Origin of the sequence: Bdellovibrio sp. ArHS (assembly GCF_000786105.1) — a bacterium.
Classification (GTDB): Bacteria; Bdellovibrionota; Bdellovibrionia; order Bdellovibrionales; family Bdellovibrionaceae; genus Bdellovibrio.
The window spans coordinates 86,630-111,024 of the sequence record NZ_JTEV01000020.1; the positions used below are offsets into that span (position 1 = coordinate 86,630).

At 46.8% G+C, this 24,395-nt stretch carries 27 protein-coding genes; 17 read left to right on the plus strand and 10 right to left on the minus strand.

Features of this window, described 5'->3' with window-relative positions; genetic code table 11:
* From OM95_RS11835 to OM95_RS11875, 9 genes are all read right to left on the minus strand, one after another.
* Positions 1–783: a hypothetical protein gene (locus OM95_RS11835; RefSeq protein WP_041874066.1), complete on the minus strand. Its 783-nt coding sequence runs from the start codon at positions 781–783 to the stop codon at positions 1–3.
* Positions 770–1,522 (minus strand): hypothetical protein, encoded by a 753-nt coding sequence (locus tag OM95_RS11840; protein ID WP_041874069.1) that lies wholly within the window; start codon positions 1,520–1,522, stop codon positions 770–772. The genes OM95_RS11835 and OM95_RS11840 overlap by 14 nt, the downstream gene beginning before the upstream one ends.
* Entirely contained in the window at positions 1,519–1,929 is a 411-nt protein-coding gene (locus OM95_RS11845; protein WP_041874072.1) for a biopolymer transporter ExbD, read from the minus strand. Before OM95_RS11845 ends, OM95_RS11840 begins: the two co-directional genes overlap by 4 nt.
* A complete protein-coding gene (locus tag OM95_RS17315; protein WP_291516239.1) occupies positions 1,919–2,551 on the minus strand; it encodes a MotA/TolQ/ExbB proton channel family protein in 633 nt (210 codons plus the stop codon). The genes OM95_RS11845 and OM95_RS17315 overlap by 11 nt, the downstream gene beginning before the upstream one ends.
* Positions 2,544–3,245 carry a hypothetical protein gene (locus OM95_RS11855; protein WP_291516241.1) on the minus strand — a complete coding sequence of 234 codons (702 nt, stop codon included), beginning with the start codon at positions 3,243–3,245 and terminating at the stop codon, positions 2,544–2,546. Before OM95_RS11855 ends, OM95_RS17315 begins: the two co-directional genes overlap by 8 nt.
* Positions 3,220–5,796, minus strand: a complete 2,577-nt coding sequence (locus tag OM95_RS11860) for a TonB-dependent receptor plug domain-containing protein (protein WP_041874076.1) — start codon at positions 5,794–5,796, stop codon at positions 3,220–3,222. The genes OM95_RS11855 and OM95_RS11860 overlap by 26 nt, the downstream gene beginning before the upstream one ends.
* A 14-nt stretch (positions 5,797–5,810) precedes the next feature.
* The gene (locus tag OM95_RS11865) at positions 5,811–7,103 is read right to left on the minus strand and encodes a hypothetical protein (RefSeq protein WP_291516243.1); all 1,293 of its coding nucleotides are present in this window, start codon (positions 7,101–7,103) and stop codon (positions 5,811–5,813) included.
* Positions 7,104–7,269: 166 nt separating this feature from the next.
* Positions 7,270–8,103, minus strand: coding sequence for a TIGR02147 family protein (locus OM95_RS11870; protein ID WP_291516245.1), 834 nt, complete (start codon positions 8,101–8,103; stop codon positions 7,270–7,272).
* Positions 8,104–8,213: 110 nt separating this feature from the next.
* Positions 8,214–8,672, minus strand: a complete 459-nt coding sequence (locus OM95_RS11875; RefSeq protein WP_041874081.1) for a MarR family transcriptional regulator — start codon at positions 8,670–8,672, stop codon at positions 8,214–8,216.
* A 114-nt stretch (positions 8,673–8,786) separates the two neighbouring features.
* Here OM95_RS11875 and OM95_RS11880 point away from each other — a divergent pair, with 114 nt between their 5' ends.
* Genes OM95_RS11880 through OM95_RS11890 form a run of 3 tightly spaced genes read left to right on the plus strand, consistent with a single transcriptional unit; the run spans position 8,787 to position 12,527 of the window.
* Positions 8,787–10,100 carry a TolC family protein gene (locus tag OM95_RS11880; RefSeq protein WP_041874083.1) on the plus strand — a complete coding sequence of 438 codons (1,314 nt, stop codon included), beginning with the start codon at positions 8,787–8,789 and terminating at the stop codon, positions 10,098–10,100.
* A gap of 9 nt (positions 10,101–10,109) precedes the next feature.
* On the plus strand, positions 10,110–10,958 hold the full coding sequence (locus OM95_RS11885) for an HlyD family secretion protein (protein WP_291516247.1): 849 nt from the start codon (positions 10,110–10,112) through the stop codon (positions 10,956–10,958).
* Between the two features lie 9 nt (positions 10,959–10,967).
* The gene (locus tag OM95_RS11890) at positions 10,968–12,527 is read left to right on the plus strand and encodes a DHA2 family efflux MFS transporter permease subunit (protein WP_041874085.1); all 1,560 of its coding nucleotides are present in this window, start codon (positions 10,968–10,970) and stop codon (positions 12,525–12,527) included.
* Positions 12,528–12,673: 146 nt separating this feature from the next.
* Here the strand turns inward: OM95_RS11890 and pgsA are convergent, their stop codons facing one another.
* A complete protein-coding gene (gene pgsA, locus OM95_RS11895) occupies positions 12,674–13,201 on the minus strand; it encodes a CDP-diacylglycerol--glycerol-3-phosphate 3-phosphatidyltransferase (RefSeq protein ID WP_291516248.1) in 528 nt (175 codons plus the stop codon).
* 135 nt (positions 13,202–13,336) lie between these two features.
* Between pgsA and OM95_RS11900 the strand changes: the two genes are divergently transcribed.
* The 14 genes from OM95_RS11900 (at position 13,337) to tsaE (ending at position 24,360) form a co-directional block, all read left to right on the plus strand.
* On the plus strand, positions 13,337–13,747 hold the full coding sequence (locus OM95_RS11900; RefSeq protein ID WP_041874091.1) for a thioesterase family protein: 411 nt from the start codon (positions 13,337–13,339) through the stop codon (positions 13,745–13,747).
* On the plus strand, positions 13,726–14,685 hold the full coding sequence (gene glpX / locus OM95_RS11905) for a class II fructose-bisphosphatase (protein WP_041874093.1): 960 nt from the start codon (positions 13,726–13,728) through the stop codon (positions 14,683–14,685). Before OM95_RS11900 ends, glpX begins: the two co-directional genes overlap by 22 nt.
* Positions 14,685–14,984, plus strand: coding sequence for a hypothetical protein (locus tag OM95_RS11910; RefSeq protein WP_041874095.1), 300 nt, complete (start codon positions 14,685–14,687; stop codon positions 14,982–14,984). Before glpX ends, OM95_RS11910 begins: the two co-directional genes overlap by 1 nt.
* Before the next feature lie 81 nt (positions 14,985–15,065).
* Complete coding sequence (locus tag OM95_RS11915; protein WP_041874097.1) at positions 15,066–15,497, plus strand: SRPBCC family protein; 432 nt, start codon at positions 15,066–15,068, stop codon at positions 15,495–15,497.
* Positions 15,487–15,855 (plus strand): hypothetical protein, encoded by a 369-nt coding sequence (locus OM95_RS11920; RefSeq protein ID WP_041874100.1) that lies wholly within the window; start codon positions 15,487–15,489, stop codon positions 15,853–15,855. The genes OM95_RS11915 and OM95_RS11920 overlap by 11 nt, the downstream gene beginning before the upstream one ends.
* A gap of 54 nt (positions 15,856–15,909) precedes the next feature.
* Positions 15,910–16,140, plus strand: a complete 231-nt coding sequence (locus tag OM95_RS11925; RefSeq protein ID WP_291516250.1) for a hypothetical protein — start codon at positions 15,910–15,912, stop codon at positions 16,138–16,140.
* 50 nt (positions 16,141–16,190) lie between these two features.
* Positions 16,191–17,540: an NAD-dependent succinate-semialdehyde dehydrogenase gene (locus tag OM95_RS11930; RefSeq protein ID WP_041874105.1), complete on the plus strand. Its 1,350-nt coding sequence runs from the start codon at positions 16,191–16,193 to the stop codon at positions 17,538–17,540.
* 2 nt (positions 17,541–17,542) lie between these two features.
* A complete protein-coding gene (gene tilS, locus OM95_RS11935) occupies positions 17,543–18,493 on the plus strand; it encodes a tRNA lysidine(34) synthetase TilS (protein WP_041874107.1) in 951 nt (316 codons plus the stop codon).
* A gap of 74 nt (positions 18,494–18,567) precedes the next feature.
* Complete coding sequence (ftsH, locus tag OM95_RS11940) at positions 18,568–20,514, plus strand: ATP-dependent zinc metalloprotease FtsH (protein ID WP_041874109.1); 1,947 nt, start codon at positions 18,568–18,570, stop codon at positions 20,512–20,514.
* Positions 20,515–20,562: 48 nt separating this feature from the next.
* Entirely contained in the window at positions 20,563–21,375 is an 813-nt protein-coding gene (cdaA, locus tag OM95_RS11945) for a diadenylate cyclase CdaA (RefSeq protein ID WP_041874111.1), read from the plus strand.
* Positions 21,372–21,794, plus strand: coding sequence for a hypothetical protein (locus OM95_RS11950; protein ID WP_041874113.1), 423 nt, complete (start codon positions 21,372–21,374; stop codon positions 21,792–21,794). The genes cdaA and OM95_RS11950 overlap by 4 nt, the downstream gene beginning before the upstream one ends.
* Position 21,795: 1 nt before the next feature.
* On the plus strand, positions 21,796–23,172 hold the full coding sequence (gene glmM, locus OM95_RS11955; RefSeq protein WP_041874161.1) for a phosphoglucosamine mutase: 1,377 nt from the start codon (positions 21,796–21,798) through the stop codon (positions 23,170–23,172).
* A 1-nt stretch (position 23,173) separates the two neighbouring features.
* Positions 23,174–23,899, plus strand: coding sequence for a pyridoxine 5'-phosphate synthase (locus OM95_RS11960; RefSeq protein WP_041874116.1), 726 nt, complete (start codon positions 23,174–23,176; stop codon positions 23,897–23,899).
* The gene (tsaE, locus tag OM95_RS11965) at positions 23,899–24,360 is read left to right on the plus strand and encodes a tRNA (adenosine(37)-N6)-threonylcarbamoyltransferase complex ATPase subunit type 1 TsaE (RefSeq protein ID WP_041874118.1); all 462 of its coding nucleotides are present in this window, start codon (positions 23,899–23,901) and stop codon (positions 24,358–24,360) included. The genes OM95_RS11960 and tsaE overlap by 1 nt, the downstream gene beginning before the upstream one ends.
* Positions 24,361–24,395 lie beyond the last annotated feature (35 nt).

Consider the following 24,395-nt stretch of genomic DNA (forward strand, 5'->3'; position numbering starts at 1 on the left):
TTATTCCCTGATAAAAAGACCGAACAAACCAATGACTATCGCAAATACAAAACCTAGAAAGACCATGGGCAATGCATGGGCCCAACGATCAATCCAGCTGGCGTGCAGCTTAAGCTCTTTGCTGTTTTGTAAACTATTAAAGTAAATGAACCCTTTTTCCCCCTGAAGATCTTTGGTCGTGAGTTTAACCTCAGGCAGATTTTCCTTAGAAGCACCCAAAATCATCGTTGTTGTTGTCTCGGCTGTTTCAGCACCAATCAGGCCGTAACGACGAAGAGTTCCTTCTTTTAAAATCCCCTGGTCAAGGTAGCTGCCGCGCAATTGATAAACGGCAGTCGAGCTTTCAAGCGCTTCAAAGGCCTGATCCAGCAGCATAAGGCGATTGTTGAAATCGTCCATATTCAAACTTTGCGTGCCAAAATCCTCTGCGCTGAAATACTGAAGCTTGCGAATGTCAAAGACCTCCTTCTGAAAAAGATCCCAGGATTTTTTCGTTTGTTCAGAACTTTTAGAGTGATGAAGCAAAGCCTCCTTCAACTCTTCCGCTTGTTCCTGTAAATCCTTATTGGAAATTTGCAGTGCGGACTGCTCGCTCTGAAGTTTAAGAATTTCTTTTTCATAGTTGGCCAGGCGCCGTTTCGATTGGGCCTTAAGCTGAGGTTGCAAAGCCTCCAGAGACTGCTTTTGTTTTTGCAGAAATTGTTTTTCCTGCTGCAAAGCCGTTTCAAAGTCCTGAGCCCACAAAAGCGAAGAGAGGATAAAGATGAATTTAGCGACGAACATAGGACTTGTCCTTATTTTCTTCTAGCTGAGGAAAGGGTGAAAGAGGAATAAATTGCAAACTGCGCTTTTTATGATCGGCGAAGATTCTTTCCAAGGCCTCTCTCTGCGAGTCAGTAGTTAAAGCCAACCAGCCCTTATCGGCGGAAAAAACGTAAGCGCTGTCTTGGTTCTTGGCAAAACTGATCAGATATCCCAGGTTCAAAACTTCAAAAGTCTTACCTGCGGCATGGGGAAGCGTCTGAAAACTCTTGCGAACTTGGGTGGACTCCTGCAGACGTCTTTCCATAAATTGAATCAGTTTAATCTGGTAAAGGTTCAATTGACCTTCGCGAAGAAGGTCTTCTAACTTCTGCAAATCTTGTTTCCAGGCCGTGGTGGAGCTCACTCTTTTCTCAAGAGGCTGGATTCTTCTTAAGAAGTTTTGTTGTAGCTCCTGGGCTTGTTTCAGATTCAAATCGCCAGGCTGAGACCTTTGTGCTTTGCGTTTGGTCTGGTACTGCGCAATTTGTTGTTCCAACTGAATTCTTTTAAGTTTTTCTCGAAGGATCTGATTTTTCAAATCCTGGTATTTTCCGCTATAGATCGCTTCCTCTTGTTTCAGAGTCGCTTTGAGTTCTTCCGTCTCGGTCGCCAGGATCTCCACATCTTCGCGAAGGCGGCTGATCTCTTCGATGTCCGCTTTAGCTCTGCCGGGTTGAAGAAGCAGAAGTAGGGTGAGTGTTAAGAATAAATATTTCATCGGTGTCCTCCTACCGAGAGGGAAAGTTTTTGAACGCCCTGGCTTTGAATCCAATCCAGAACCTGCACCGCCTCCCCATAGGGGATGGTTTCGTCGGCGACTAAAACCCCTGACAGATCGGGATTGTCTTGCAAAGAATCGCGGATGATCTCTTTCAGTCTTAGTTCGGTGACTTCTTCGCCGTCCAGATACATGCTACCATTTTGGGTTAAAATCACTTTCAGATTTTTAACTTCTTCCGCTTTTGATCCGGCGGCCGAGGGAAGTTGCACTTTCATCTGTTCATTTTGTTGGTGCGCCTGGCTTGTCACCATAAAGATGATAAGAACCACCAGAATGATGTCGACCAAGGGAACTATATTGATGTCTGATACCAAGTCATCTTCTTGCGAGGTCTTAGCGGCCATGGTGTTCCCCCAAGAGAATCTTTTGCACGCCCATCATTTCCTTGGTCTGTTGCAAGAGCGCACTCATCTTCTTCAGCTTCTTTTGAAAGAAGTTAAAAGCCAGAACCGAAGGAATGGCGACCAAAAGACCCGCAGCCGTGGCCACCAAGGCACCAGAGATCCCCGCCATTACCGAATTTGCAGAGCCATCAGTGGCCTGTGACATGTCGTGAAAGGCCTTCATAATACCTAACACAGTTCCAAAAAGACCGATGTAGGGGCCATTGGACCCTACAGTTGCTAAAAACGCCAAAGAGGATTCAAATCGGCCTAGGTAGCGTGTTTTTAAAGTATCGAAAGTTTCTTCAAAGCCGAAGCGCCCTTGAGTTTTCAGGTGATTCGAGGACGTCTCTAAAAGATCTTTAAGATCTGATTTTTGGATTTCTTCAGGCCACTGTCCTTCCCATTTTGCTTGAAGCATTTCAGTTAAAACGCCATCTAAGACTTTCTGTACTTTGACCGCGCGGGTAAACTGCAGAATTTTTAAAACGATCAAGACCGTAGAAATAGCAGCAAGCACTAAAAGCAGATACAGGACACCGCGGTCGGCATAGTGAGCAAGTTTAAAAAGAGATTCATTCATAGGTGGCTCCTCGTTTAATCAGTTCTTCCTCGACTTTTTTGTTATTCATCTTTTTGGCTAAAGCCAAAGGTTTTTCCAAAAAACGATTGGCGAAATTCACATCCAGGTCGCTTGCTAGAAAAAGGGCTCTCAGTGCCAGGGCTTTGTTCTTTTTCAACGACTCGGTCAAAGGGCTTTCGCCATTGCTAAGATGTTGATTGACGTTGAACCCCTCATCGATGCGTTTTTTCAAATCCTTGTAGTTATTCGCTGCGATCAGCCCCAGAACCTCATCGGCTTCAAGGGTAAGGTCTACCAGCAGGGCGCGTTTAAGCGTCTCTTTTTCGGGCGGAAGGTTTAAGGCCCAGGCCGTCGCATTTTGTCCTTCGATTTGCACAAGATCTAACTTCGCACCTTGAGCGCGCAGCAGGCGAATGGCTTTGATGCGTTGATATTGAATGGCGATATTGAGGGGACGCAAAGAAGAGGTGAGCTCTGCATCCCATCCCAGGCGTGCTCCCAGTCTTAAAATCGCCGCAAGGTTTTCATCCTTAAGGGCCAACTCATACAGTTTAAGCTCGTCACTTTCTTCTTTGATGACCGTCGACTGCCTGGCATTTTCATAAGGGGATATTGTTAAGTCATGACGAGCGCAATTCACTGTTAGAATTAACAGGATCGCGAGCACACTAAATCGTCGCTGTATAACTGACATAGATGTCGGCCCCTTGTTTGTATTCTAATGTGGTTTTGTCGTCCATCTTAAGAGTTCTTTGGGCATCCAGAATATTGCGCCACTTAAAACCCCACTTGCCATTGTTATCGGGAGCCCAGCTTGCATTGAAATCCACCTGATGGAAGGGCTGTTCATACACATCGGGACGCTGGTCGGTGCCGACGGCAAAGATGCGAGGGCCATTGACGTTGTACGAAAGACTAAGAAGCCAGCCCTTTGGATCGCGTTGATAGAACACTTCGCTATTGAACAGCCACGGGCTTTGTCCCTGCATAGGGCGAGTGTCATTGGTTAAGTTTCCAGACTGGGCCGGGTCTAATTCAACCGAGCTTTGCATAAGGGCCCCGTTAAAAGAAATGCTGATAAAACGCAGTTCACGCATCCAACGGCGGGCAGCTAAGCGGATCTCAGCTTCAAGTCCTAGAAGGTGGCCCTTCTTTGCGTTTTGGGGGGCCTTTAATAGTGAGCCCGCTACCGGAATAAACACGTCTTCAATCGGTCGCGTAAATTCTTTTTGAAAGACGCCAAGTGAAAGGACTTCTTCCTCGTGGGGATAGTATTCCCAGCGGATGTCTTGGCTATGAATCAGCGTGCTTTGTAAACGCGAATTTCCGCGGGCCTCATAACCACTTTCATCGTCGAAATAGCGAACGGGGCTGAGTTCCCGGAAATCAGGATAAGCCAAGGTCTCAGAGGTGCTGAGGTAAACTTTGTGCTGGGCAACGGGTGTCCAAGTGAGCGTCAAAGCGGGAAGTCCATCTAAACTTTCTAAGCGGCTTCCCGAGTCGGGCGTAGCGCTGCCGAAAGCATAGTTATCAACACGCAGATCATTTTTTTCCAGGTGATAGCCTGCCAAGGTTTGCACCTGCTCATTCCATTCCGTTTTGATCTCTGTATAAAGAGTTTGTTTCTGTTGTTGTCCCAGGTAGCGATCCGCTGCCTGGGTCTGATTGACCAGAATCCAGTCTTGGCTTTTTTCAAAAATCTGGTCTGGGGGCAGGGTTAAATCGGGAGTCTGTCCGGCCAGATAGTCTTTCACGTATTGCAGACGATAGGTTTTAGATTCTCGTTGTCTTTGTAGATTCTGAAACCCTAAAGACCATTTGTTCTGGAGTTGCAGGATTGCAAAGGAACGGGAAATTTCCGTCTGCAGTTCCAGATCCTGCTCGTTTAACGAGCCCCAAGAGCGCGAGTTGCCAGAGACTTCGGGGTCCAGCTCTAAAGGATCGGTCGACTGCTTTTGTCGATAAGTATAATCCCGTTGATCCGGGGTTTGTTTCGTGACGGTGGTGAAGGCCAGGCCATTTTTTATTTCATAATTCTCTGGTTTAAAAGTCGAGTGAATCTGTGTGCCCAGCAGGTCGCGCTGAGAAAACTCAAGGCGGGTGATTTTGCGTAAATGATCATTGACGCCAGGGCCTTCATTGTCTTTGCGATAGACTTCGTCGGAACTATTTCTTAGCGCCAATAAATCAATTTTCAAATCGTGAATAGGGCCCCACTTAAAAAGTGAAGAATGGGTCAGGCTGATATTGGTCTCTGTCGTATATCTTTCAATTTTATTGTCTTCTGCTAATTCAAGTTGTGTCCCGGAAGACAGATTGTAAGTTCTTTGTGCAGCTTCATAAGACCCTAGGTCTTGCGCGTACGAAAATGTTTCCGTGTGGAAGTACTTCGCGCCGAAAAGAGCGTGCTGATGACTGGCAAGTAATTGCAGACGTGGCAGAGGTGTCGTCGCATCGTTGAAAGTGTTGTAGTTTTTAGGTAGAAGTCTGCCAAATTCTTCCAGTTCGGCATCTGTAAAGCCATTATCGACTCCGGGAGATTTGCGAATAAGGGGACGGCCAGCATCAAGAATGCCTTTGATTTTTGCTGGCAAAGCTCGGGTCCCATCGTCCTCGCCGATAAGATCCCGCGAACCTTTGTGATAAGAGAGAGCGCTGGAATCGCCGTTAAGATGAAAACCTACTTGCAAGCGAAAGCCTTCAAAACCTAAATAGTCGCGACTGCGAAGGGTGACTAAACCTCCACCGAATTCCGCAGGCAAGTCCGCGGTATAGGTTTTATCTACTTGGATGGCTGAAAGAGCTCCCGTGGGAAAGAGATCCAGTGCGACTTGTTTTTTTGTCGACTCTAAAGGAGGTAAAAAGAAGGAGTTGTAACGAGCCAGGCTATAGCGCTCGCCCAGTCCGCGAATGATGACATATTTGCCGTCTTTGATCGTGACACCGGTCACACGTTTTAAAGCAGACGCCGCATTGCCATCTCCCTGCCGAGACATCTGTTCGGCGGAAGAGCCATCGACGACTTTTGCGGAATTTTTTTTAACCGACAAAAGGTCGGCTTTGTTACGGACTGAAGAAGGGGCTAGAATAACCATCTCTTCTTCTTCAGATGAAGAGGTTTCAGAGTTCACCGCTTTCAGCGAAAGGGTGCTCACCCCCGGGTTGTCACCGGGGCTTGTGGCAAAGCCTTTTCTTGCGAAAAGGCTTGCGAAGATCAAAATGCTGGTCAGAAGAATCAGTCTCAATTTATGAGTCCTTCTTAGTTGATAGAGTCGACAATCCAACCTTGAGTCCAGTCGTCAGAACCGAAGGCACCGATGTAATCAACCGGCTCGAAGAAGAAGTCTTCAAGCATAGTTCCGTTACCCAAAGCCGGGCTGTTTGTTTCTGGCATCCAGCCAGTTAACAGTGGATTTGTAACTAGGTTGCCTGCTTGCGCCGCATACCAGTCTTGAGTTGCGAAAAGATCCCCGTTTTCATTCTCGAAAGGTTTATTGCAGCTCAAGATCGAGTGTTGCATAGTCAGACCTGTTGCTTGCAGAACACCATTCTGATTAATGGCAGCGTTTTTGAAAGTTTCGGCGTCGTCGATATCAATGCAGGCTTTGCTGAATCCTGAAACAATCACATTGGAAAGTTGCGCGCCGGTGCCACGACGAAGAAGCATTCCGTAAGAACTTTGAGCCGAGCCCAAAAGTGTCATATTGCTGATGATTGGATTTGAACGAGGTGTCGCATTCATCGGTGAAGCCAAGTTGTCCGCTTCAATACCGTTATCGACCTTGTCTGAACCTTGATTGATCAGAACGAATTGCATTTTTCCGTTCCAGCCAAAATCCCAGTCCATAGAGTCATCTTCGTTGCCGCTCAAGACCACGTGTTTTGCATTCACGGTGCCGCCGAAAAACTCAATGCCGTCATCAGAGCTCATGTGAACCTGGATGTAGTCCACTTCTGTGTCTGAACCCACGCCATTAAAAGTGATTCCGTTAAGTTCATTGTCGGGAGCGATGGGATAACCCACGTATTCAACGATCACGTATTTAAGAATGCCGCTATTGTCTTGAGGATTTGCGCCACCAAACTTCACTTCCCGCTCTTTGATTCCTTCGGACATAGCTTCACAAACAGAAGAACCGGTGATTTTACAGGCATTAATAGGAGCGTTGCCGTTCAGAACCAATCCGCCCCATTCGCCACGTTTGCGGCCTGTTTCTTTAATGGATGTAAAACGGATGGGCTGATCTGCGGTTCCTACCGCTTCGATTTTTGAACCACGCATAATAGAAATGAATGATCCCGGCAAACCGCGAACCACGACTCCGGGTTCGATCACAAGTTTTGATGAATTACTGTTGTCGTCGCCGATGAAAACACCACCATTAATAATGTATTCATATTGAGATGTCAGACGTACTGTGGAAGAAAGGTAAGTGCCTTTCAATTCACAACGTTCAACACCATTGTGTTCGCCTAGCGAGGTCAGACCATTAGGGCAAGCGACTGCGGAAGATGCAGCCAAAAGCAAAGAAGCTGCGAAAAGCTTTTTCATGAAGAACTCCTCATTGGGTTGTTTGTGGCGCCGAACCTACTAAGAAGCGAGACGTTCTTCAAATCAGGATACTTACGGGAATGTGTTGGGAAACTTTAAGGTTTTGTTGGGAAATGATTCAGATGCCCTGCATCCGCGAGCGTCGCGGATGCGAGTCGGGTAGTGGTTAATCGTGATGAAACGTGACTTCAAAGAAGCTGGTGGAAAGCGCAAATAAAGAGTCTTTGTTATCCGAGTCTTGCAACTCCTGCATGATTTCCAGACGGAAGTTGCGGATTTTTTTTGCAATCTCTTTGGTTTTATCACGGTTGGTGGGAACCAAGGTGCAACCCATGTCCCAGCGTTTACCACTTTGTGGTGTCATAGCCTCTGACGCTTTCGTCTGCATCTGCTGAAAGAAGGTGCGGGCGGCTTCGGAAGAGGCGCCATAGCTTGACGAATACTTGTTTGAACTCGGCATCCAGGTGCCTTCATTGGATTTTGTAACCAGACCGACATTTTCCAGACGTTCCAAAGCTTTTTCGGTCGTATCTAAAGTCAGGCCCAAGCGTTGTGAAATGTTTTCGGGGGTGGCGGTGAATTGATCCAGATGCATCAGCTCGGCGATGGCCGTGTGATACCAATCAGAGATGACTGCAAATTGATCTTCACCAATTTTTTCGAAAGCTTCTTCGCGCGCCTGCACGCGTTTTAAGGCCATCTCGCGAAGCACGGCGCTACGGGCGTGTTCTGACAAAGCCAGATCAATAAAAAAATCTTTTTCCGAAGGAGCCAGGTTCAGTTTTACCGCAAGATTCATGGCGCGGGATTCAGACAGACCCACTTTGCCGTTAAGAATTTCACTGAGACGAGAACAGGGGACCTCTAAGTCGCGCGCATAGGCACGAAGAGAGTAGGACGGATTTTTCTTTTGTCGGCGTTCAAGTTCTTTAAGAAGATAGTCGCGATAGTGGTGTTTTGCCATGGCCGAGGATTTAGACGGGAATTTTACGAGTGTCACTCACAGACTCAAAAACGCCGCGGATTTACCTTGAAAGTGTTCCGGGTGTTTACGTCAGAATGAAAAACCTTCATGAAATGAACGATTTACGATGTTCCGTAAGCGTCTCTTTAAGTCAGTTTATTCAAAACCTCATGCAGGGCCTTGCGTTCTTTCGCGGGAAGGGGGGAAAGAAATTCTTCCGTCACACGGCTGTGCAATTCAAGAATCTTCTTCAGCCCGTCACTTCCTTTTGGTGTGATCTCAACCAATTTGATACGGCGATCGATCTTGTCAGGAAGGCGGCGCACCCATTTCATTTTCTCTAAGCCATCAATAAACTTCACCATCGACGCTTTGTCGATTCCCATATCTTGTCCCAATCCGATCTGGCTTGCGGGGCCAAACAGATTTAAAAGTTTTAATATCCCGATATGCGCAGTCACAAGTTTATGTTTCTCAAGTTCCTGTGAGAGCATGGAGCGGTATTTCATGGCCGCTTTGATAAAAGAATAGCCAAAAGAGGTTTTTAAAGCTGGATGAACGCCGCCATAGCACGTCGGAATTGAGCCGGCTTCATTTTTTTTCAAAGTGACCTCCTATGAAATCAAAAGGTGTGGTTTTTTATACTCAATCGATAGTACCACAAATCGTTTGCGAAGCAAACGGTTCGATGTTAAAACTATCGCATAATTAGGTGGCTTATGAATTCACTCAAGTTGCTTCTGTCTGTGCTTGTATGCTTCGTCTCTTTTAAATCCTTCGCGGAAGGTCTTAAGCTGAATGAGGCCGTCAACACCGCCTTATCCCAGTCGCCGAAAGTGCAGAAGTCGGAATCTCAATATAAAGAAAGCCAGTGGAAATCGACAGAGTCCTATGCGGGCTTCTTGCCGACGTTGTCGGCAAACGCCAGCTATCTGTTTGATAAAAAATATGCATTGGTGGACGTCAATATGAACAATACGCCGCTGACGATTCCACAAGTGGTGCCGACAACGAATCTTTATCTGACGGCACAGTGGTCGATCTTTGATGGGTTTGCCAGCACCCATCGTTATCTCAGTGCCGGGGCCTTTGCAGATTCTGCTAAGAACGACTTTGATTGGACGCGTTTTCAGGTGGAACGTGAAGTGATTGTTCTGTTCTATAAGGCCTTAGCCGCCAAAGAACTCAAGACCGTGGCCGAACAAAATGTGCGGGCCTTAAATGATCATCTGAAGGACGTGCGACTTTTCAAAAAGGTCGGGACATCAACAAATTACGATGTCTTGCGCGTCGAAGTGCAAATGAGTGAAGCGCAGTCTGAGCTTTTAAATGCGACAGACAATGTAGAAGTGACACGAGCTCGTCTTAGTGAAGCCCTGGGACAGGACGAGGATGTCTCTGAAGTTGAAGGCGCGTTACCTCGCCTGAAGCCGGAGCTTGTCGCGAAACTAAGTGCGTTCAGTCCTGAAGAGCGCAAAGATTTACAGGCCTTGCGACAAAAGGCTGAAGGTTTTCGTCATCAGGAAGACTCCGCAGAAAAGTACTGGGTTCCTCGTCTGGCTTTGGTGGGGCAGTATCAATACTATAATAATCGCAATGATCGCTTCGATGACTATGAAAATGGCTTTCGCGATGCCTGGCAATACGGGATCAGTCTGACCTGGAATATCTTTGATGGCATGACGTCGATTTCACGTTCTAAACAAAGTATTGAACAAAAATATCAAGCTGAAAAAACTCTTCGTCAAGCCGAGCTCAAAGCCAAACGTGATTTCGATTTTTGGAAAAGAAAATATCTCTATTACTGTGCGGTCTACGAGGCTCGTCAGAACGACATCGCAAAATCAGAAGAAAGTGTTCGTCTGTCTCGCGAGGGTCAGAAAGTCGGTGCGCGCACAAATACGGATGTTCTTGATGCTGAGGCCGAACTTTACCGGGCCAAAGCCGGTTCTGTGAATGCGCAAATGGGTGCGCTCGAAGCCCTGGTGAATCTAGAGCTTAGCACCGGTCAAAAATTGGTTGATTTTAATTGAGGTTGAAAAATGGATAAGAAGAAAAAGATTTTGTCAGGAATCGGGGCTCTTGCTGCCGTCGGTTGTCTTTATTTTATTTATGAGCACTTTATGTATGTCACGACGGACAATGCTCAAGTGGAAGCTCACTCGGTGATGATCGCTGCAAAAGTCGGCGGGTACGTCAAGGCCGTGCATGTGTCCGAGGGTGTGCGCGTAAAACAAGGCGATCTTCTGGTTGAACTGGATGAACGCGATTATCAAAACACTCTTCGGCAGATTCGCGGGGAACTTTCTTCCGTCGAGGCGCGCAAGCGGGATCTTGAAAAAAATCAAAGACGACTTTCTGAGCTTCTATCAAAAGGTGTGGTGTCGCAGCAGCAGTATGACGGTGCTTCCACGGCATTTGCGGAAGCCAAAGCGAAATTTGAAGCTCTGTCAGCACAGGTCGCGCAAGCAGAACTTAATTTTGAAAACACCAAAATCAAAGCGCCTTCAGATGGTTTTATTGCAAAAAAATCTGTCGAAGTGGGGCAGTTGGCGGCGCCAGGCGTTCCACTGATCGGATTTGTGGATTCTGGCGAACGCTGGGTGACGGCCAACTTCAAAGAGACCGAAATTGAGGGTGTGCAACCGGGTAAGCGCGTGAATATCGACGTCGACGCCATTTCAGGAAAAAGTTTTGTCGGCGTGGTTGAATCAATCAGTTCAGCGACAGGGGCGACGTTTACTTTGCTACCGCCAGATAATGCGACAGGGAACTTCACGAAGGTTGTTCAGCGTGTTCCCGTAAAAATTAAATTTGAAAATGTCACGGCAGAAGAAGTGGAAGCTTTGAAAGCGGGCTTGTCTGCATTTGTTAAAGTGCATAAGCACTAAGGTCGCTGTATGAAAAAAGAATCCGTACTGATTATTGTCGTGGCGGTGATGGCTTCTCTTTTGGAAATCGTCGATGCTTCGATTGTCAACGTGGCGCTACCCTCTATGATGGGGAATCTGGGTGCGACTTTAGAAGATATCAGTATGGTGATCACCGGATACGCTATTGCCAACGCGATTGTTTTGCCGGTCTCTGCTTGGTTGGGAGAGCGCATTGGGCGCAGAACCTATTACCTTGGATGTATTTTGCTCTTTACCGGGACTTCGGTGGCGTGCGGTCTGGCGCCTAATCTTGAAACGCTGACGGTCTTTCGTATTTTACAAGGACTGGCTGGCGGGGCCCTTCTGCCCACGTCACAAACTTTGATCTATGAGCAGTTCCCTAAAGAAAAAGCGGGGATCGCCGGTGCGATCTTCGGGATGAGCGTGATGATTGGGCCCACCTTGGGGCCGACTTTAGGCGGATATCTTACCGATAACTTTGGTTGGCGATCGATCTTTAATGTTAACTTGCCCTTGGGGTTGTTAGCCTTTTTCGTTGGCGCGGCGGTGATTTTCAATCGTCCTAAAGAAGAATCCACCCATCAGGAAAAACATGAGCTGGATATCTGGGGTCTGACTTTTCTGGTTTTGGGAATCGGCTGTTTGCAGTTCGTTCTTGAAAGAGGAGAAGCAGAAGACTGGTTTGCTTCACGGATGATTTTAGTGAACACCATCATCGCCACAGTCAGCCTGCCTCTTTTTGTGTGGTGGGAGTTACGAGTTAAAAATCCTATCATCAATGTGCGCCTTTTCTTAAAGCCGCTTGTCAGTAACGGCGTAGCACTCATGGCGATGGTCGGTTTTTTTCTTTACGGCGTGGTCTTCATTCTGCCGATTTTCGTGGGACGCACTTTGCATTTGGATGCCACTCAGACGGGGATGCTTTTTATTCCCGGCTCTCTTCTGACGGCGGCAGTCATGCCCTTCGTGGGACGGCAAATGTTCAAGGGAACGAATCCGAAGGTTTTGATCTTTGTCGGTTTGGTGTCGCTGGAAGTCTGTCTATTTTTGATGACGCGATTGTCACCTCTTTCCTCAGAACGTGATGTGCTGAACATGATGTTTGTGCGCGGATTTGGGATGGCGTTTTTATTTGTGCCGATCAACTCTTCCATTTTAAGTCAGTTCAAGGGTGTCGAGATGGGGCAGGTTTCAGGACTTTTGAACTTGGCTCGGCAAATTGGTGGCAGTGTCGGGATTGCGTTGATTGGAACTCTGTTAACAAAAAACAGTCATCAGAATTACCTGGATCTTTCTGCTAAAGTATCGCTATTAAATCCCCAGACTCAAAATGCCTACTATTCATCGTCCACGGGGCTTGCGGGAAAAATGAGCGAAGGTTTGGGTATGGCAACGGGCTCTGAAGCGGCGTTAAGAAGCTTGTACGGTCGGATTCAAAACCAAGTTTTTATGTTGAGTTTTACGCAACTGATGTTTTTGATGATGTTGATTTTTTCTTTATCATTCGTCCCTCTTTATTTCTTAAGATTTAAAGAGAAGACGAATAAAGTCGTGGATGCGCATTAACGAAGAATAGAACTGAAAGAAGAACTTGCGAAGTAAACAGGCTTTTGCGTTTTCGCCGATGCGATCTTCAAATAGCTCGATAGCAGAAGAGCTAAAAAAATGAAGAACCAGTTGCTAGGTGAAAAATGCAAAAGCATAAATGCCCACTACGCCTTGCGGCTTTTTAGATATCCTAAATAGTATTCAATACCGCTGGTTATACTCAAAATGACGCTGATCCACAAGACGCCGTAACCAATTTTGTCCAAATAAGGCAGATAGGGCTCTAAATTTCCAATAATTACAATGGGGATGGCCACCATCTGCATGGCCGTTTTCCACTTTCCGGCCGGTTTGGCGGCAATAATGATTTGATCTGCCGCAGCAACGGAGCGAATGCCGCCAATAAAATTGTCGCGGGCCAGAATAATAATCACCATCCAGGCATCGATCTTTCCCTGCGCCAAAAGCATCGCTAAGACACTGGTGACAAGAATTTTGTCGGCGATCGGGTCCATGAATTTCCCGAAATTGCTCACGGCATTGTATTTACGGGCGTAATAACCGTCATAGTAGTCCGTGATCGAAGCCAGAATGAAAAACACCGCAGCAGCGATGTTCCAGGGCAGTGTGTTCGGCCACATCATTGCCACAATTACAGGCACCGCAAAGATACGACTCAGAGTGATTTGCATGGGAAGATTTTTTTGAAATTCAGTGGCTGTCATATCGTCCTTTATTGAGGCTGCTTCGTTCTTTGCCAAGGGCACTTTGCTTTACGGCCCCGCAGCCGGTTGACTAAAACTAACCGTTTAGACTAGAAATAATCAATGTTTATTCATCGTCACAAAGTGCAGTTTTACGAAACCGACCTCATGGGGATTGTTCACCACAGCAATTACCTTCGTTTTTACGAAGAGGCAAGGGTGGGGTGGGCGCACGCCAAAGGACTCTTGGACTATCAAAAGCCGGGATCGGCAAGTCAGTTTGCTGTTTATGAAACTCATGTGCGGCATCTGAAACCAACTTTTTTTGGCGATGACTTAGAAATCGAAGTGCAGGGGCGAACGGAGGGAAACCGCATCGTTTTGCAGTATCGTTTGCGCGGACGTAATAAAGAAATATGTTCGCTTGCGAAGACCGTGCATGTAGCATTAGGACCTGATTTAAAATTACAAAGATTGTCGGCTGAAATGAAAGCCGCAGCGGAGAGTGACGCATGGACAGAAACCTGGCTTTAGAATTCGTACGTGTAACAGAAGCAGCCGCTCTGGCATCTGCAACCTGGGTGGGTCGCGGAGAAGAAAAAACGGCCGACAAAGCCGCTGTCGATGCGATGAGACGCGCGTTTGATCATATCCGCATGAACGGAACTGTCGTGATCGGTGAAGGGGAACGTGATGAAGCGCCAATGTTGTATATTGGCGAAAAAGTCGGTCATAAAACCGAGGAATCTCCCGCTTTGGATATTGCTTTGGATCCTTTAGAGGGAACCACAATTTGCGCAACCGGGGGACCAGGATCTATTTCGGTCATTGCCGTGGCAGAGCAAGGGAAGTTTTTGCACGCGCCCGACACCTACATGGATAAGATCGCCTGTGGTCCTGCGGCGAAAGGTCATATCGACATCGATAAATCCGCAACTGAAAATGTGCAAGCCGTGGCAAAAGCTTCGGGAAAATCCGTAAGTGAAATGACTGTGGTGATTTTAGATCGTCCACGTCACGAAAAATTGATTGCGGAAGTTCGCGCCACGGGCGCACGCATCAATCTTATTGGTGATGGTGATGTTTCTGCGGCGGTTTCAACCGGTTGGAATGATACCGGGATTGATTTGCTTTTAGGAATTGGCGGAGCTCCGGAAGGTGTCATTTCCGCGGCGGCCATGCAGTGTTTAGGTGGAGATTTCCAAGGGCGTTTGAAATTCAGAAATGAAGAAGAAAAAGAACGCGCCACGCGTATGGGCATCAAGAACCTGGATAAGAAATTCACGATTGATGAGTTGGCTTCAGGACCCGTGATGTTTATCGCGACAGGTGTGACGGATGGATCTCTTCTAAAAGGGGTGCGTTTTATGCCTGGAGGACTGGCGAAAACTCATTCCATCGTGATGCGTTCGGCGACGGGCACCATCCGCAACGTGGAAGCACATCACGTTTTGAACAAGAAGCCGCAATAATGGAAAGTAAGTTGTTCTGTTTTAATTGCAACAAAGAGATGGCTTTTACCGGAGTCATCGGTCGCCGCGAAGAGTGTCCCAACTGTCGTGCCGATGTGCATGTCTGCAAAAACTGCGAACACTATGATCCCAAAGTCTACAATGAATGCCGCGAACCCCAAGCTGATGTGGTTCGCGAAAAAGATCGCGCCAACTTCTGCGACTACTTCACGCCACGCAAAGGCAGTGGCGGAGGTGTCGATAAAGCAGCGGCATTACGAGCGGCGGCAGAGGCTCTTTTTAAAAAATCCAGCTCTTAAGATAGTGCAACATAATACATATTGAGGGCGCGGGTCCAGACCTGCGTTGACTCAGTGTTAGCAAAAAGCCACACTTAGCTTATGGCAAAAGCATCAACCACCGAAGTTTTTAATTGTACTCCCGAACAGTTTTATAAAATCATCGCCGACTATGAAAAATATCACGAGTTTTTACCAGAGGTAAAACAGTGCAAAGTTTTAAAGTCCGAAGGCCATCGCAAGCTTGTTGAATACAACGTGCAAGTGATGAAGTCTTTTAAGTACAGTCTGTGGATGACGGAAAACGCGTCTCAGAGCATTACGTGGGAATTTGCCTCTGGGGACATTTTTAAGACCTCTGTTGGCTCCTGGAAGTTGGAAAATGAAGCTGGGAAAACCCGTGCGACCTACTCTGTAGAGGCCACCTTCAGTATGTTTGTTCCCGGTCCTATTGCAAACGCCTTGGTCAGTGTGAATCTTCCCAATATGATTAGTAGTTATCACAAGCGGGTAAAACAACTTTATGGCGTCTGATGATTCAAACCGGAAAGATGAAAAGGACTCAAACTCAGGAGATCTGAAAGGTCTTCTGGGGGACACGGTAAAAAAAGTTTTTACGGCCGGAGTCAGTGCGGCTTTTATGACCGAGGAAAGTCTGCGCGCCTATGTTTCGGAATTAAAGCTTCCAAAAGAGGCTTTGAATCTTCTAATTCAAGGAGCGAATAAATCCAAAGAAGAAGTCACCAATCGTGTGACGAAGGAAATTCTGGGGATTATCCAAAAAATCGATTTTGTGAAAGAAGCATCTAAATTCGCCGAAACTCACAAATTTAAAATCACGGCTGAAATCGATATCATCAAAAAGGAAAACACTCCCAAAGACACCGAATAAAACTCGACCAAGGTAGATCTCAAGTTGAGACAGTTTCCTGCCGAAGAAGTCAGCATGGAAAATGAAATTCTCAGCGTCGTCTCCGTGGTTCTTTTTTGTCTGTGTTGTCATCAGTTCATTCGCACTGTCGTCAGACCTATTCCTCTGTTGGCGTCCGAAAGACCTTATGCGCGGGCCGCCATGCAGCTTGGCAAGTTCTATAAGTCGGTGGCTTGGGGCTCGATGACGGGGGCATTTTTAATGGGGCTCGTTTATTCATTCACGCAAGTATTTACAACTCTTTAGTTCTCCTAAAATGGAAAATTCTGTGGCAGCCTTTCGGATGGAGGTCTGCCATGAATGCATTTTCCACGGTGAATCCCGCCACGGGAGCAACCCTTAATACCTATCAACACACATCTTGGGAAGAGGCGAAAAAAGCCATTGAGGCTGCCAGTGAAGATTTTAAAAGCTGGCGCCAAACCTCCTTCGAACAGCGCGCAGATGTCTTGCGCAAGTTGGCGCAAAGCCTGCGTCAGTACAAAACGGAACTGGCGCAAATGATGAACCAAGAAATGGGAAAACTTCTGGCGGAGGGAAAGGCCGAAGTCGAAAAATGTGCGATGACTTGCGAGTACTACGCGCAAGAAGCTGCCGAGATGCTGCAGAGTCAACCCGCGCCCTCATCTCCTTATAAAAAAGCAAAAGTCAGCTTTCAACCTTTAGGAGTTGTTTTTAGTATCATGCCTTGGAATTTTCCGCTGTGGCAGACGATTCGTTTCGCAGCTCCGGCATTGATGGCCGGGAATGTGATTCTATTAAAGCACGCTGATTTAACCGCTGGGACGGCGGCTTTGATCGGTCAGATATTTTCTGATCTTACGAAAAACTACAAACTTTTACGAAATATTCAGGTCAATCACGACGTGGCCGCGCAGGTTATTGCGGATAACCACATTCGTGGAGTCACCTTCACGGGAAGTTCTCAAGGGGGAAGATCTGTCGCCATCGAGGCTGCCAAAAACTTGAAAAAAGTTGTTCTGGAGTTGGGTGGCAGCGATGCTTATCTGGTTCTGGAGGACGCCGATGTCGAGATGGCCGCAAAAACTTGTGTCAAAGCTCGTCTGGTGAATTGCGGACAGAGCTGTGTGGCGGGAAAAAGATTTATCGTGCACGAAAAAGTTGCGAAGGATTTTATCCATCATTTTGTGAATGAAATGAAAGGGACCGAGATCGCGCCGTTGGCGAGTAAAAAGTTTCAAAAAACGATTATTGAACAGGTGGAAAAGTTGAAATCCTGGGGTGGTAAAGTCGTTCTAGGGGGCACAGCTCCGCAAGGTGAAGGCGCATATTATCCGGCGACCGTGGTGGTTTTTGAAAAGAATCATCCCAAACTGCACGCCGAAGAAGTGTTCGGTCCGGTAGCATCCATTCTGATTGCTAAAAACACTCAGGAAGCTTTGGATTTTGCGAACTCCTCGCCTTATGGTTTGGGTGGCGGTGTCTTTACTGGTGACGTAAAAAAAGGCGAAGAGCTTGTTGAAAAAGAGTTGCAGGCGGGATTTGTCGTGGTGAATGATTATGTGAAGTCAGATCCGCGGATTCCTTTTGGCGGAGTGAAGGAATCAGGTTACGGCCGAGAATTAGGTCACTTCGGAATTCTGGAGTTCGTCAATATCAAAACCGTGGCGGTGGCCGGGGAGTAAATGTGAAGTTAAAAAGAGCCAAGCAAGATTTAGATCATCACGTGTGGAAACTTTTAAAAACACACTCTCTGAATACCAAAAAGATTTTGGTGGCTCTTTCTGGCGGCACAGATTCGGTGGCGCTTTTGCGTGTGCTTTCAAAAATTCATAAAAAAGATCTTCTGGGGGCCTGCTATTTTCATCACGGCGAAGATGTGAATCAAGAATATCGCAAGGAGGCCCAAGTATTTTGTGAAAAGCTTTGCGCGAAGTTAGGGGTTGAATTTTTCCCTCTGAAATCTTCGTCTTTGGCTAAATCAGAAGCGGAATATCGGGAGCTTCGCTATGAAGCGTTAGAGCGTTTGATGCGCGAGCAAGAGTTTCAAATTCTCGCGACCGGGCATCATCGCGATGATCTGTTGGAGACTCGACTTTTACGTTTGATTCGCGGTACGGGAGCCCAGGGGTTTCAAGCGATGCACGTCCTAAAAGATGCGAAGTTTCGTCCCTTTTTGGAAGTCACAAAACGAGACCTCAAAAAATATTTACGTGAAGAAAAATTGCGCATTTTTGAGGACCCGAGCAATGACTCCCTGGACCCTCTGCGTAACTGGATTCGTGAGGAGTGGCTGAAGGCTCTTGAAAAACGCTCTCGTGGAGCTTCGGCGGCCTTAGCTCGCTCTTTAGAAACCATTGCTTTAGAGATTGAAAACCGTCCTTGGGGAGATCTTTTGAGTCAAAATGAGGCTTATAAGACACAGGGTTTGTCTCGAGGTTTTTATCTCACATTAAGTCCTTTCGAACAAAAACGACTTCTAGCGCAATACTTATTTGCCTTAGAAAAGAAAGATTTTTCGCAGTCACATCTCGAAGAAATACAAAAGCGTCTGGACAAGTCACAAAAAGTGATCACATTCAAAGTCGGCGGATGTCATTGGGAAGTTAACGCACAGCAAATTAAGGTCCAGTCCTGATTTGACAGGTGTTTGTGACCCCTAAATCATGTTACCCTTGAGGGTGACTTAGACCTCGTTTGAAAGGAACTGAAATGCGATCTACTCAAAAAACGTTAGCGCTGTGGTTCTTCCTCATCATTATGGCTGTCTTTCTGTTTCAGGCCTATGAGAGTAAGCACCAAAAAGCGATTGCTGACTTTAACTTCTCGAAATTTACCGAGGCTGTAAAAGCCGGGGAAGTTGCCACTGTTACTTTTCGTCAGGACACCAGTGAAATTATCGGTGAGATGAAACCTGAGTTTGAAAAGAAATATAATGGAACTCACTTTGCTATCATCGGTAACACTCAAGATGAGGGTTATAAATTTCTTCAAGCCAACGGCATTACACCAAACTACGAACGCGCCGACAATGGCGGTTTCTTTCAGTCTTTGATTGTGAACTGGTTGCCATTGATTCTGATCGTGGCGATGTTTTTGTTCATCATGCGCCAAATCCAGGTTGGTGGCGGTAAAGCCATGTCATTTGGCAAAAGCCGCGCGCGCCTTCTAACGGAACATAAAAATCGTGTGACGTTCAAAGAAGTGGCGGGTGTGGACGAAGCTAAGGAAGACTTGCAAGAAATCGTCAGCTTCTTAAAAGATCCAAAAAAATACACAAAATTGGGTGGACGTATTCCCAAAGGCGTTCTGCTTGTGGGTCCTCCGGGAACAGGTAAAACTTTGCTTGCACGCGCTGTGGCTGGTGAAGCGGGTGTTCCTTTCTTCACGATCTCGGGTTCTGATTTCGTCGAGATGTTCGTCGGGGTGGGGGCAAGCCGTGTTCGTGATCTTTTTGAACAAGGTAAAAAGAATGCCCCTTGCTTGATCTTTATTGATGAGATCGATGCGGTAGGACGTCATCGTGGTGCTGGTATGGGTGGTGGTCACGACGAACGTGAGCAAACTCTGAATCAGCTTCTCGTTGAAATGGATGGTTTTGAATCTTCTGAAGGTGTCATCTTGATCGCAGCGACGAACCGTCCTGACGTTCTTGATCCCGCACTTCTTCGTCCAGGTCGTTTCGACCGTCGTGTGGTGGTGAACAAGCCTGACCTTAAAGGTCGTGAACAGATTCTGGCTGTGCATATGCGTAAGACCCCATTGGGTCCTGATGTCGAGCCTTCAAAAATCGCGCGTGGAACTCCGGGGTTCTCAGGTGCTGACCTGGAAAACCTTGTGAATGAGGCGGCTTTGATCGCCGCTCGTACTGATAAAAAATATTTGGATATGGAAGACTTTGAAAAAGCAAAAGACAAAGTCATCATGGGTTCTGAAAGAAGATCTATGGTTATTTCCGACGAAGATAAGCGTGTAACGGCTTATCACGAAGCGGGACACACTCTTGTTGGTAAAAAGCTGACAGGTCTGGATCCGATCCATAAGGTGACAATCATTCCTCGTGGCATGGCTTTGGGTGTGACGCAAACATTGCCTGAAAAAGAAAGCGTGTCCTTGTCGAAGCAAAAAGCCGAAAACATGATCGCATTCTTGTTCGGCGGTCGCGCCGCGGAAGAAGTGATCTTCGAAGACATCACAACTGGTGCTGGAAACGACATTGAGCGTGCGACAGACTTGGCTCGTCATATGGTGTGCCAATGGGGTATGAGTAAATTGGGTCCTTTGGCCTTTGAAAAACGCGAAGGTCCTGTGTTCTTGGGAATGCAGTACGGACACACTCATAAGGATTACTCTGAATCCAAGGCGCAAGAAATCGACGCGGAAGTTTCTAAAATCATCAATGAAGGTTATGCAAAAGCCGTGCGCATTCTGACGGATTACAAGGATGCTTTGGAAAGACTGGCGTTAGCCCTTCTTGAGTACGAAACTATCGACGGTCACGAAGTTGAAATGCTCGTGAACGGGGCTGCTGTTGGCGAGATCGAAAAATATCGCAGCAACAAAAGAGATGGTGGCGGTTTAGGCGCGGTGGTGACAGCGGGTAAAAAAGATTCTTCGGGATCTGACCCTGTTGGCAACACGGGTCCCGTGACTGTCTAGTATTCGCGCCGGGTTTTTAGAACGTTTTAATATTTTAGAGGCATCTTGATGTTGCAACAGTTTGTCGACAACTTGATATTTATCGTCCAGCATCTGCGCGTGCAAGATGCTGTCGATATGCTTCTGGTGTGGATGGTGGTTTACCGGATTCTGGTTCTGATCAAAAGAACCGGCACCATCCAGATGCTTTCTGGGCTTGGAGTTCTAGCCATCGGGTACATCCTCAGTATTTGGCTGGAACTTTTTACGTTTAATTGGATCTTAGAAAAATTCTTCTCAAATCTTTTTGTGATTGTGGTTGTCCTGTTCCAGGGCGAGATTCGTCGTGCCTTGGCTCACATCGGAAGCAATCCCTTCTTTAACGACGCTTCGACAATTCAGGAAACTCAGATTATCGAAGAGATCGCGAAAGGCGTCATCCTGACGGCGCAAAAAGGCTTCGGGGCTTTGGTGGTGGTTGAACGCGAAATCGTGATCGACTATCACATCGAATTCGGTACCGAGATGGACTCGAAGGTTTCTGCGGAGCTGGTGGCTTCCATCTTCCATCCGGAAAGCCCCATGCATGATGGGGCTGTGTTGATTCGTAACGGAAAAATTCACTCTGCGGGCTGTTTCTTGCCTTTAAGTAAAAACCCGGCGTTGGACAAAAATTTGGGTACTCGTCATCGTGCCGCGATCGGCCTGACTGAAGAGACCGACGCGCTGGTGTTTGTGGTCTCTGAAGAAAATAAATCCATCGGTATCGTGCAAGGGGGACATCTAAGCCCGAATGTCGAGCTAGGTGATATTCGTAAAGCCCTGTATGAAACTTTTGGCCTTAAATACAAAGCCTTCTCTCAGCAAGGAGAGGTTCTGTGAAACGCCGTTGGTCCAATGTTATCACTGAAAATTTCAGCTACAAAATTGTGGCTTTGTTTATCTCGTTGATCTTGTGGTTGACGATTTTGGGGCGACGCGATTTTGTGTTAAGTAAAAACATTGATGTTGATTTGATCACGGCTCCGGGAACGCAGGTGGTGGCGCAGACGACAGACCATATCAAAGTAAAAGTTTCTGGTCCGCGTTCTTCCTTAAAAAAATTCTTGGAGAGCTCTCTTTCTCAGGCTATCACACTTGATATTTCACAAAAGGGCGAAGGGGTGGTTTATGTAGACATCCCTTTGAATAAGATAGAGGTCCCATTGGGAGTAAGAATTCTGGGGGTGCGCCCCAATCAGATTCAAGCCGAAGTGGTTCCGGTAAGAGGTCAGACAAATGACGAACAAAAAGGTCAGTAAAGTGGAAAAAAAGGTGAAGCTTTTTGGTACCGATGGCATTCGCGGTACAGCAAATCAGTGGCCGATGACACCGGATATGGTTGTCAAAATCGGCCAGGCTATTGGTTATCTCTTACAAAAGGAAACGCACGGTTTACCGGTCACGTCTCCGCGTAAAGTGGTGATCGGAAAAGACACGCGTCTTTCCGGGTATATGATTGAACAGGCTTTAGCCAGTGGTTTGAACTCCATGGGAGTATTCGTTCAGTTGGTAGGACCGCTACCGACACCGGGAATTGGCTATTTGACTCGAACGATGAGAGCGGCAGCTGGTATTGTGATCTCTGCGTCTCATAATCCCTTCCATGATAACGGTATTAAAGTTTTTGGTCCGGATGGTTTTAAAATTTCAGATGTGATGGAAAAGGAAATTGAACGTCTGGTGCTTGAAGAAGACCTGACGGAATTTCTGCCTCCTAGTAAAGAGATCGGCCGCACCAAGCGTATTGATGACTCTCAAGGTCGTTACATCGTTTATGTGAAGAGCACGTTCCCTCTTGAATACACACTGGATGGAATGCGTATCGTCTTGGATACGGCCAATGGAGCTTCTTATAAAGTGGCGCCTTCTGTGTTTCAGGAGTTGGGAGCTGAAGTTATTCAGTTGGGCGATGATCCAAATGGAACCAATATCAACGACAAAGTCGGCGCCCTGTATCCACAAAAACTTTCCGAAGCGGTGATTCAATATCGTGCGGACGTGGGAATCAGTCTGGATGGCGATGCCGACCGCGTGATCATGGTGGATGAAAAAGGTGATATCGTGAATGGCGACCGTATCCTGGCGATCTGTGCTTTGCATATGAAAGAGCGCGGACTTCTTAAAGGAAACACTCTTGTTGCTACTCAGATGTCCAATTTCGGCTTGGAAAAGCGCATGAACGAAGCTGGCATCAAGCTGGTTAAGACCGGTGTCGGTGATAAGTACGTTGTCGATGAGATGAGAAAAAATGGCTACAATCTGGGCGGCGAGCAGTCCGGTCATATTATATTCTTGGATCATACAACAACGGGTGATGGTTGTATTGCCGCTTTAAGTGTTCTTGCGGTGATGAAACAAACCGGTAAGAAAATGAGCGAGCTGAACCATGTTTTTGAAGACATGCCTCAGGTTTTAATCAACTGTCGCGTTAAACGCCGTATGGAGCTTCATGAGATTGCCGGCTATGACAATCTGATTGCTAGCATCGAAAAGAAACTCGGCGGCGAGGGACGCGTTTTTGTTCGTTTCTCGGGAACTGAGCCGGTGATTCGGGTTCTTGTCGAAGGTTCAAATAAAACGCAGATCAGTCAATTTGCTGAAGAGATCGCATCGTTCTTAGAAAAAGAGTTATCATAATATGAAACATAAAATTCGTTTGGGTGTGAATGTAGATCACGTGGCAACGCTTCGCCAAGTGAGAGGCGGAACTACGCCTTATCCTAGTCTTTTAGATGCCGTTAAAGCTTCCGTTAAAGGAGGCGCCGAACAAATCACCATTCATTTGCGTGAGGACCGTCGTCATATTCAGTTGGAAGATCTTAAAGTTCTTTCTAAGGTGTGCCCTGTGCCTCTGAATTTAGAGATGGCTGCCACTGCGCAAATGGTGAAGTTTGCGAAGAAGTATCGTCCTGACTGGGTTTGTTTTGTTCCGGAAAAAAGAGCCGAGCTGACAACCGAAGGTGGATTGGACGTAAAGAAGGGCTTTAAGAAAATGGCCCCCATGGTTGAAAAGCTGGGACGTATCGGAATTGAAATTTCGATGTTCATTGAACCTTCCATTGAACAAGTGGAAGCCTCTTATGAGATCGGTGCCGACGCTGTAGAGCTGCACACGGGAAAATGGGTTCTACTGACGGGTGCAAAAAAAGAAAAAGAATGGAAGCGCCTTGTAGACGCTGCTGAATGGGCCCACTACTTGGGAATGAACGTTCATGCGGGACACGGTCTTGATTATCAGCATGCAAAGCTGATAAATAAACTTCCTCATCTTCAGGAAGTGAATATTGGTCATTCGTTGATTTGTTATGCTTTGGAAGACGGTCTTCAAGCTTCCGTCAGTAAGATGAGAAAGATCTTAAAGTAATGTCTGACGTTTTGAACTCGGAAAGAACAGTGAGAAATCTCAGTGAACTTAAAGAGTTCTGGAAAGAACTTTTACCGGCCCTTAAAGATCGCACCATCCTCTTAATGAGTGGTGATGTGGGGGCTGGTAAAACAACTTCGGTGCAGTTGATTGCCGAACTCCTAGGCATGCGCGACGTTCAGTCGCCGTCCTTTGCCATCCATCTACGCTACGAAAATGCCGAAGGTCAGTCCCTAGACCATTTAGACCTCTATCGTCTCAAAGACGACGACGACCTAGAAAGTTCCGGCTTCTGGGATCTTTTCAGCCAACAAAAATCTCTAATAATCATCGAATGGGCAAACCGCCTCAACTACGAATTCCTACCCCTCAACTGGCAAAAAATAGAAATCCAATTCCAAAAACTATCAGAAACCACCCGCAAAATAAAAACCCAAAAGGTGCCAGGGGACTTTTCCTAACTGGCCTGCGTTGAACGCGCCAGGGTTAGGAAAAG